The sequence below is a fragment of the Geodermatophilus sp. SYSU D01180 genome (assembly GCF_054050415.1).
Genome location: NZ_JBJGZH010000027.1, coordinates 47,044 through 53,626 on the forward strand (window position 1 = coordinate 47,044; position 6,583 = coordinate 53,626).

5 protein-coding genes are annotated in these 6,583 nt (G+C 76.8%); 1 reads left to right on the forward strand and 4 read right to left on the reverse strand.

Annotated elements, in window-relative coordinates:
• Nucleotides 1-40 precede the first annotated feature (40 nt).
• Nucleotides 41-1,525 carry a hypothetical protein gene (locus tag ACI8AA_RS19925; protein ID WP_457046111.1) on the forward strand — a complete coding sequence of 495 codons (1,485 nt, stop codon included), beginning with the start codon at nucleotides 41-43 and terminating at the stop codon, nucleotides 1,523-1,525.
• Between the two features lie 288 nt (nucleotides 1,526-1,813).
• Here ACI8AA_RS19925 and ACI8AA_RS19930 read toward each other — a convergent pair whose 3' ends face one another.
• From ACI8AA_RS19930 to ACI8AA_RS19945, 4 genes are all read right to left on the reverse strand, one after another.
• Nucleotides 1,814-3,259, reverse strand: coding sequence for a DEAD/DEAH box helicase (locus ACI8AA_RS19930; RefSeq protein WP_457046112.1), 1,446 nt, complete (start codon nucleotides 3,257-3,259; stop codon nucleotides 1,814-1,816).
• A 235-nt stretch (nucleotides 3,260-3,494) separates the two neighbouring features.
• Nucleotides 3,495-4,571: an adenosine deaminase gene (locus ACI8AA_RS19935; protein ID WP_457046113.1), complete on the reverse strand. Its 1,077-nt coding sequence runs from the start codon at nucleotides 4,569-4,571 to the stop codon at nucleotides 3,495-3,497.
• A 9-nt stretch (nucleotides 4,572-4,580) separates the two neighbouring features.
• Complete coding sequence (locus ACI8AA_RS19940) at nucleotides 4,581-5,408, reverse strand: ABC transporter permease (RefSeq protein ID WP_457046114.1); 828 nt, start codon at nucleotides 5,406-5,408, stop codon at nucleotides 4,581-4,583.
• Nucleotides 5,405-6,313, reverse strand: coding sequence for an ABC transporter ATP-binding protein (locus tag ACI8AA_RS19945; RefSeq protein WP_457046115.1), 909 nt, complete (start codon nucleotides 6,311-6,313; stop codon nucleotides 5,405-5,407). Before ACI8AA_RS19945 ends, ACI8AA_RS19940 begins: the two co-directional genes overlap by 4 nt.
• Between the last annotated feature and the right edge of the window lie 270 nt (nucleotides 6,314-6,583).

Genomic DNA, 6,583 nt, shown 5'->3' on the forward strand with positions numbered 1-6,583 from the left:
CCCGGGTGCGCTCTCGGGCCCACCGGGCAGGATGGGCTCCGTGGCCAGGCCGAGCATCGTCCCCATCGCCCTCACCGTCGACGACCGCACGGGGTACACCCTGTGGGCGCCGCCGTGGGAGGAGGACGGCGAGGAGTGGCAGGCCTTCCTCGGCACCTCCGAGGGGGAGACCGCCACGGTCCACCTCTTCCCCACCCCGGCCGCCCTCGCCACGTTCTGCCGCACGGCCACCGACCACGACCTCGCCGACCACCCGGTCTGGCCGGTCGTGGTCGGGCTGGGCGCGGCGGACCTGACGCCCGACGACGACCACCGCTACGACCTCGACGGCGTCTACGACATCGCCGCCGAGAACCCGGACCGGTGGGCCGTCGAGGAGCTCGCGGCCACCATCGACATCGTCAGCCGGCTGGCCGAGTGCCTGGACACCGCCGGGGACGACGACGAGGAGGGCGGCGCGACCTCCGCGCGGGCCGGCGCGGACACCGACGACGAGGACGCCGACGAGGACCTCGGCGGCGACGAGGAGACCGAGTTCCCCTCCCTCGCCGAGCTGGTGGCCCGGCCGGAGATCGGGTCCCTGGGTCTGGGGGTCGACGCGTTCGTCGGCCGCTCGGGCGAGGACGCCTGGATCGGCGTCGGCGGCGCGCTCGACGAGCTGTGGGAGGACGTCCTCGAGGAGCTGTCGGCGCACCTGGACTGGACCGGCGCCGGCACGACCACCCTCGAGGCCTACCCCTCGGCCGCCGACGAGGACGAGACCGACGACGACCTGGCCGACGAGGACCTGACCGACGAGGCGCCCGCCGGTGCCCGCGCCGGCCGCGGCGCGGAGGCCACCGCCGCCCGGGGCTCGGGCGACCGCCCGGCCGCGGGCTCGACGGCGGCCGCGCCGGAGGAGGCGGCCACCGCCGGGGTGAGCACCATCCGTGGCGGCAGCCGGATCACCGCGACCCCGGCCGCGGTCGCCGCGGCGGCGGAGTTCTGGGAGGCCGTCGGCATCCTCCCGGTGGAGCTCGTCGTCCCCGAGGGCGCCGGCGTGACGCTGCGCTGCTACGTGGAGGACGTCGCCCGGTTCCTCGGCCGCGACGGCGAGGTCTACCTGTTCGACACCCCCGCCGACCTCGCCCGCTTCTGCGCCGGCGACGAGCAGCACGACCTCACCGAGATCGCGTCCTGGCCGGAGGTGGCCGACACCGACGTCATGCCGCTGCCGGCCGAGCAGGACCGCTACGACCTCACCGAGCTGTCCGAGGTGCTCGCCGAGGTGGCCGGGGGCGCGGCGGGCCTGGTCGACCACCGGGTGTTCGCCCAGCCGGTCGAGGGCGTGCGCGACGTCGCCGAGTACGCGGGCCTGACCCGGGTCGACGAGCTGCTCGCCCCCACCGCGCCGCTGGGTCGCGCGGTGGCGCGCGGCGAGCGGGAGCCCGGCGCCACCCTGCGCGCCGAGGAGGCCGCCCCGGTGCGGCAGGCCTGGGACGAGGTGGTCGCCCAGGTCGGCGGGGCGCTGGTCTTCCGCCACTGACGGTCGCCCTCCGGGTCCGGGACCGGATCCGGAGCGCGGCCCGGCGGCCGGGACCTCTCCGCCGCGAGCTCGTGCTCTGCCCACAGGTGTGGGCAGAGCACGAGCGTCCAGCGGAGTACCACGGCTCTCCCCTTCGTGCTCTGCCTGCAGGTGCAGGAAGAGCACGAGCGACCACGGAACGCACCACGGCCGGCCCCGGGTCCCGGGGCCGGCCGTGGTGAGGTGCTGGAACGGCCCCGCGTCAGGGACCCGCCGCGAGCGAGCGGTGGGGGGACGCGGGGTTCTCCGTCAGTCGCGCGCGGGCGCGGGGCGGTCGGACCGCCCGCCGCGGTGGCCCTCGCCGGGGCCGCGGTACCGGTCGCGGTCGCCGGAGGGCCGGCGCGGACGATCGTCGCGACGGCCGCGGTCGCCGTCGCCGTACGAGCGGCGCGGACGGTCGCCGTCGCGGCGCGGGCGCCGGCCGCCGGGGCCGCCGTGCGGGCGGCGCGACTCGCGGGCCGGCCGCTCGACCGGCTCCACCGGCACGCCGCTGGCGACGAGCTCGGCGATCGGGGCGTCGCCCGGGCGGATGCGGCTGACCTGCGGGTCCACCTTCGCCTGCCGGAACCGCCGCTTGGCCTGGCCGACCTGGTCGGGCAGCAGCAGCGAGACCACGACGCCGCCGGCGCCGGCGCGGGCGGTGCGGCCCGAGCGGTGCAGGTAGGTCTTGTGGTCGGCCGGCGGGTCGTAGTGCAGGACCAGCGAGACATCGTCGACGTGGATGCCGCGGGCGGCGACGTCGGTGGCCACCAGGACGGGGCTGCGGGCGTCGGTGAACGCCTCCAGCGCCCGGCGCCGGGCCGACTGCGGCAGCCCGCCGTGGATCGCCTCGGCCCTGATGCCGACGGCCTGCAGGTTCTCGGTGAGCCGGTCGACGCCGAGCTGGGTGCGGGCGAACACGATGGTGCGGCCCGGGCGTGCGGCCAGCTCCTGGGTCACCGGCACCTTGTCGCGGAAGGCGACGCTGTAGGCCAGGTGCTCGGCCGGCGGGGCGTCGTCGCCGGGGCGCTTGACCTCGTGCCGCGCGGGGTCGGTCAGGTAGCGGCGGACCAGCGTGTCCACCTCGCCGTCCAGCGTGGCCGAGAACAGCAGCCGCTGGGCGTCGGGGCGGGTCTGGTCGAGCAGCTCCTGCACGACCGGCAGGAAGCCGAGGTCGGACATGAAGTCGGCCTCGTCGACGACGCTGACCTCGACCTCGGCGAGGGTGACCTCCCGCTGGCTGATCAGGTCCTGCAGCCGGCCGGGGGTGGCGACGACGACGTCGACGCCGCGGCGCAGCTGCGAGATCTGGCGGCCCATCGAGGCGCCGCCGTAGACGGTGGCGAACTGGGTGCCGATGGCCTGGCCGAGCGGGGCCAGGTTGTCGGAGACCTGCTGGGCGAGCTCGCGCGTGGGCACGAGCACCAGCGCGCGCGGGGCGCGCGGTCCGCGGCGGGCGGTGAGGCCCATGCGGGCGAGCATCGGCAGGCCGAAGGCCAGGGTCTTGCCGGACCCGGTGGCCGCCTTGCCCAGCACGTCGCGCCCGGCGAGGGCGTCGGGCAGGACGGAGGCCTGGATGGCGAACGGAGCGCGGATGTCGCGCCGCTCGAGGGCGGTCACCAGCTGCTGGGGCAGGCCCAGCTGGGCGAACGTGGGGCCCGCCGGGGCGGGGGTGTCGGGGGTGCTCTGGACGTCGACGGTGTCGGACGTGGTCATGCGGGGGTGGGGACTCCGATACAGCTCGGGCGCGTCCCGTGGTGGTGCGCGGGCGCCACCCCTGCGACGGGGCCCGGCGTCCTCACTGGCGATCGCGGGCGTCGACGACGCGGCGGATCTGCACGGATGCGCTCATGCCCGGACGGACCGTCCGGGAGGATGTCCGGCGAGTGCCGGCACACCCACGGTAACAGCGGTGCTCAGCCCGCCCTTCCGCAGCGGGCGGTGTCCGTGATCACCCGCGGAGGGCGGCGTACCCCGGGCGGATGACCTCGTCGAGCAGCCGGGTCCGCTCGGCGTCGTCGGTGAACGCCGCGGCCAGCGCCCGCTCGGTGACCGCCTGGACGTCGTCCCAGCCCCAGCCGTGGGCGGCGGCGACGTCGGTCAGCTCGCTGGTCACCGAGACGCCGCTCATCAGCCGGTTGTCGGTGTTCACCGTGACCGCGAAGCCCAGCCGGTGCAGCCGGCCCACCGGGTGCCGCGCGATCGAGGGGTAGGCGCCGGTCTGCACGTTCGACGACGGCGCGACCTCCAGCGGCACCTGCTCGTCGAGCACCCGCCGCGCCAGCGGGCCGAGCGGGCCCTCCATCGGCACCTCGTCGGCGATCCGCACGCCGTGGCCGAGCCGCTCGGTGCGGGCGCCGTCCAGCGCGGCCCGGATGCTGTCGACGCCGGCCGCCTCGCCGGCATGGACGGTGCGGCGCGCGCCGGCGCGGTCGAGCAGCGCGATCGCCCCCGGGATCCGGTCCGGCGGGAAGCCGATCTCCGGTCCGGCCAGGTCGAAGCCGACGACGCCGGCGTCCCGGTACCGGACGACGAGGCCGGCGACCTCCTCCCAGCGGTCCTCCTGCCGCATCGCGCACAGCAGCGCGCCCACCGTGATCGGCGTCCCCGCCGCGGCCGCCTCGGCGCTGCCCGCGGCGAACCCGTCGAGGATCGCCTCCACGGCCTCCTCGATCGGGGTGCCGCCCGCGGTCACCAGCTCCGGGGCCATGCGGACCTCGGCGTACACGACGCCGTCGGCGGCGAGGTCGAGGGCGCACTCGCGGGCCACCCGGCGCACCGCCTCCGGCCGCTGCATCACCCCGACGGTGTGCGCGAACGTCTCCAGGTACCGCACCAGCGAGCCGGAGTCGGCGGCCTCGCGGAACCAGGTCCCCAGCGACTCGGCGTCGGAGGCGGGGAGGGCGCGGTAGCCCGCCTCGTCGGCGAGCTCGAGCACCGTCTGCGGACGCAGCCCGCCGTCGAGGTGGTCGTGCAGGAGGACCTTGGGCGCGCGGCGGACCGAGTCGGCGTCGAGTGGTGCGGGCACCACCCGACGTTATCTGGTGCCGCGCTCCTGCCAGCGGAAGGTCAGGACGCACAGCACCAGACCGGCGGCGCACCACACGGCCAGCACCAGCGCCACCCGCCCGAGCTCCCAGGACCCGGCCGGCTCCTGCGCGGCGAGCGCGTCGGGCAGGAACACCGAGCGCAGGCCCTGCGCCATCCACTTGAGCGGGAACAGCGACGCGATCGTCTGCATCCAGACCGGCACCTGGCTGAACTGGAAGAACACGCCGGAGATGAACTGCAGCACCAGGGCGATCGGCGTGACGGTGGCCGACGCCGACCGGCCGTTGCGCGCCAGGCTCGAGACGGCGATGCCGAGCAGCGTGCACGCCGCGGCGCCGAGCGCGGTGACCCAGGCGAAGGTCAGCCAGTCGCGTCCCGAGGGCAGGTCGACGCCGTAGAAGACGGCGCCGATCAGGAGCAGGAGCGCGATGATCAGCACCGTGACGGCGAGGACCTGCACGACCTTGCCGACGAAGTAGGCGCTGCGCGGCATCGGGGTGCCGTACAGGCCCTTGAGCGTGCCGTCGGCGCGCTCGGTGGCGATGGAGATCGCCATGTTCTGCAGGCTGGCGCCGAGGATGCCCGCGGCGATCACCCCCGGCACGAAGTACTGGACGAAGGTGACGCCGTCGCCCAGGTCGTAGTCGAGCACCGCGCCGAACACCACGAGCAGCAGCACGGGGAAGACGAGGGTGAACACCACCGACTCGCGCTGCCGGAAGAACTCCTTGAGCTCCACCCCGGCGCGGGAGCGGTAGACGGCGGGCAGCGACGGCAGCGCGGCGCGCTCCCGGGCGACGGTTCCGGCGCTCACGCGCGGGCCTCCCCGATCATCTGCAGGTACACGTCCTCGAGGGTCGGGCGGGCCACGGCCAGGTCGGGCACCTCGCCGGGGAAGCGCGCGGACAGCTCGCGGACGAACGCCGTCGGGGTCGCGGTGGCCGCGCTGCGCCGGACGCCGTCCTCGGTCCAGCTGACCACCGCCGGCGCGCGCCCGCGGCCGCCCAGCTCCGCGGGGACGGCGACCTCGGCCAGCCGGCCGCGCGCGATGACGCCGACCCGGTCGGCCAGCGCCTCGGCCTCGTCCAGGTAGTGGGTGGTGAGCAGCATCGTGGTGCCGAGGTCGCGCAGCGAGCGGATCAGCGACCAGAACTGCCGCCGCGCCTCGGGGTCGAAACCGGTGGTCGGCTCGTCGAGGAACAGCAGCGAGGGGCGGCCGACGATGCCGAGCGCGACGTCCAGCCGGCGGCGCTGCCCGCCCGACAGCGAGCGGCCGCGGGCCCGGGCCTTCTCGGTCAGCCCGACCAGCTCGAGCACCTCGTCGGGGTCGCGCGGGTCGGGGTAGTAGGACGCCTGCGCGCGCAGCAGCTCGCGGCAGGTCAGCTGGCTGTCCCCGGCGCCGGACTGCAGCACGATGCCCAGCTGCGCCTTCCACCGGCGCCCGCCCGCGGCCGGGTCGGTGCCGAGCACCCGCACCTCACCGCCGTCGCGGTCGCGGAAGCCCTCGCAGATCTCGACCGTCGTCGTCTTGCCGGCGCCGTTGGGGCCGAGCAGGGCGAAGATCTCGCCGCGCCGGATGTCGAGGTCCAGGCCGTCGACGGCGGTGGCGGCGCCGTAGCGCTTCACCAGCCCGCGGACGGAGATCGCCGCGTCCGGGTCGAGTGGCTCCCCGGCGCGCGGGGCGGCGGCGGAGGTCGGCGCCGCGGACGTGCTGGTCACGAGGACCCAGTCTGCTCCTCGGTTCCGGGTCTGCGCCGACCGCCCTCCGGGGGGGCGGGGGGGGGGGGGGGGGGGGGGGGGGGGGGGGGGGGGGGGGGGGGGGGGGGGGGGGGGGGGGGGGGGGGGGGTCCCCCAAACCGGGGGGGGGGGGGGGGGGGCGGGGGGGCGGCCCGGCCCCCCCCCCCCCCCCGCGGCGGCCAGCTCCGCCTCGGCCCGGGTGCTCGCCGCGGCCGCGTCGTCGGCCTCGGCGGCCGCGCGGACCAGCCGCTC

Excerpts from the sequence above, each read along its gene's own strand:
- ACI8AA_RS19930 (WP_457046112.1), bottom strand. The coding sequence starts at position 3,259 with ATGACCACGTCCGACACCGTCGACGTCCAGAGCACCCCCGACACCCCC.